Origin of the sequence: Streptomyces sp. NPDC006655 (assembly GCF_040703965.1) — a bacterium.
Classification (GTDB): Bacteria; Actinomycetota; Actinomycetes; order Streptomycetales; family Streptomycetaceae; genus Streptomyces.
Genome location: NZ_JBEYJU010000228.1, coordinates 1 through 2,882 on the forward strand (window position 1 = coordinate 1; position 2,882 = coordinate 2,882).

At 71.0% G+C, this 2,882-nt stretch carries 1 protein-coding gene; it reads right to left on the minus strand.

Features of this window, described 5'->3' with window-relative positions:
• Nucleotides 1-167 precede the first annotated feature (167 nt).
• Nucleotides 168-2,210: a DUF3560 domain-containing protein gene (locus tag AB0958_RS44875; protein ID WP_366896252.1), complete on the minus strand. Its 2,043-nt coding sequence runs from the start codon at nucleotides 2,208-2,210 to the stop codon at nucleotides 168-170.
• Between the last annotated feature and the right edge of the window lie 672 nt (nucleotides 2,211-2,882).

Here is a 2,882-nt window from a genome sequence, read left to right on the forward strand (position 1 = left end):
CGGCCCGGTGCCGACGGCACCGGCCGACGAAGGAGGCCGGGGCCGGCGAGCACGCACCGGGCCACCAACACAGCCGCCCCGCCAGGGGCGACCGCTACCGCCGCCGCGACGGCACCCGCCCCGCCCCCGAACGCGCGGGGGAGGGGCGGGGCGGGCGGCTTCCCGGCCTAGTCGGTGGTGGTCTCCGTCTCCTCACGCTCGATGATCTTGGCGCGGATGCCCTTGTACGGGCTTCCCGTCCGTCCGTCATTCCCGCCGAGCCGCTTGTATCCGGCCTCCTTCAGTGCCTCGTCCACGCCTTCCCAGACGGCGGCGGACAGGGGGCCTTCGTTGAACTTGACGCCCTCGGGTGCGTCGATGAGAACGGCCCGCATGTCCTCGCGAATCGTGCCGCGCCCGTTGGCGTAGACCATGCGGGCCTGCCGCGCCCCATAGGCGGCGGTCACGATCACCATCGCCGGAACACCCTTACGCCGCCGCTTCGTCGTCTTCGGCTTGGCCGGGGCGTCCTCGGAGGCGTCCAGCTCCACCGGCACAGCGGCACGGTCGCAGTACGACCAGTGGCCCGGGGTGCAGGTGGCCGGGGTCTGCGGGCTCCCGAGCCCCTTGCCCCACATCCGGCCGCACCGCTGGCACTGCTTGCCCTCGTGCTCACCGGCCGCCGCAGCGTGCTCCCGGATCACCTCCAGCGTGCCGGGCCAGTCCTTGCCCACACCGACAGCCGTGCCGTTCGCATCAACGGTGCGCACCTGGAAATGCAGATCCGTGACGTCCCGCCGGGTAACCATCCGCACCCAGTACACCCGCCCGCACGAGCTGGTGAACCTCCATTCACTTTCGGGCAGCTTGAGCATCTGCTCACCCTCGGCCAGCAGAGCCCGCAGGCGCTCGGGGATGTCAGCGGACCCTTCCACCTCCGCCGGGACCTGGTCCTGGTCATCGGGGCCGACTGCGCTCACACCGCGCATGAGCGCCTTGGCGTCGGCGATGCTCGGCGTACGGTCACGCTCCAGATAGCGCGCCATGTTCCCGGCGCTCATGCGCGCCTTGACGTCGGAGTAGTCCACCGGTTGCCTGCCGACACGGCCGTCTTCGAACGTCGCATCTGCGGCGGTCATGACCGCCTTCGGAGCAAGGCGCAGGTTCCACGCCACCGTAAGAGTCTTCTTGTTGACCCGCAGTACCTCGTACCAAGATCCGAGGGTGCGCACGAAATCGCCCTTGGTGAAGTCGTCGGCTCCCCACACCTTGAACCCCTCGGCCTCGGCCTGGGCAACGATGGACCCCCAATAGCCGATCTCCTCGCTCAGCTCCTCGTGCCGCCGCGCGAGCTCGACCACCACGGCCGGCGAAAGCCGCTGGCTGTATCCGTTGTTGGAGTCGCCCCGCTGCCACCGGGCGACTCCCCGGCGCTCCGCCTCCTTCTTCTCGATCCTGCGCAACGTGCGGGCGGGGTCTTTCCGGTGTTCCGCGTACGCGCCCGACGCCTCCGCCCGTCGCGCCCAGTAATCGGCGCGCTCCCGCTCGGAAATGGACTTGCGCATTGCGTTGTGCATGCGGTCTTGGTCCCGCCGGGCACGGCCTTCGCTGTGGTGCCCGACAAGGATGGGCTGACCCATCCAGAACCGCTCGCCGATCTGGTCCGACCGCTGACGGGACGCGTCCGACGATGCGGCGGCGCTGCCCGCCCGGTCCTCGAACCGTTCGGCGCGGTTCTCGGCCCGCTCCTCGCGGTCGGCCTCGGCGTCCGCGAACGTGCGCCGCTCGTTCTCGTTGATCACCACGCAGACGGTGAATCCGAGTTCCCGGATCGCCTTGGCCGCCGGGTCGATCTTGTATCGGTCGGCCGACGAGTCGCGGGAGTGCGTGAGTCCCAGACACCCCAGGGAGCGGAACGGTCGCCATCCGTACGACCGGATCGCGTCGAAGATGCCGTCTCCCTTCCGGGAGCCTTCCAACAGGGTGCCGTCGGCTCGGGTGTGGGTGATCACGATGTCAGCCTCGTCGGGCGGGCAATCGCCCTCCCACGGCGGGGCCGGGAATGCCGCGTTAACGGACTCGGCGCACACCCCGGTCAGGCCACCGCCGGAGTACAGAGGGGTGTTCTCCTGCCCGCAGTCGGGGCAAGTGCCGTCGCCGGTGAAGACGAGCGTCACGGTCCGGCGCCGGTTGTCGACCGGCGCGGTCGCCTCGGTCTGAGTGGTGCTCACGCTGTCGCGCTCCTTGATGTTGAAGGTTTGGGGCTGTCGTCCGGGGGGCTGCCTCCCCCCTTCCGACATCACTAATTCTGCCTTATTTGAGGGTGAGAGTCCAGCCGGGACCCCCTTCTCGGGGAGTGATCCCGATCACATGTTTTCGCAGCTCAGGACCGGTTTCCGGGCCGGTTCTCGCCCCCGGACCGGCGGCCGCGCGGCGGGCCTCCGCCACACCCCACCCCGGCGGGGGCTCCCCTCGGTCGGTCGGGCAGTGCACGCCGTACCCGGGTTCCGGCGGGGGGTGCCAGGCTCGCGCTCGCGCGACCGCGAAGCGGCCCGGCCTGGCGGCCCCCGCCGGGTTCCGGGTAGCCCTCCGGGTGACCGACCGGGCGAGGGGAGCCCCCGCCCCCACCGGCACCCCCACCGGCCCCAACTCGCCCCGCGCCCCGCCCCCTTGGGAGCGAGGGCCCGCCGGAGGCGTCCGCTTCTCCGGGGTGAACCCCGGTCTTCACGGGGGAGGTGGCCGAGATCGAATCAATTGCGTTTCATTGCATTGCATTTCGTCACGCACGCTCCGCCCCCGACCGGAGGGGACGACCACCGACCCGGCCCGGTCCGGCGGAGCCGGACCCGGTCCCGCCGCCCCCCGCCGGACCACCGCCGCCCGACCGCGGCCCCACAAAAACA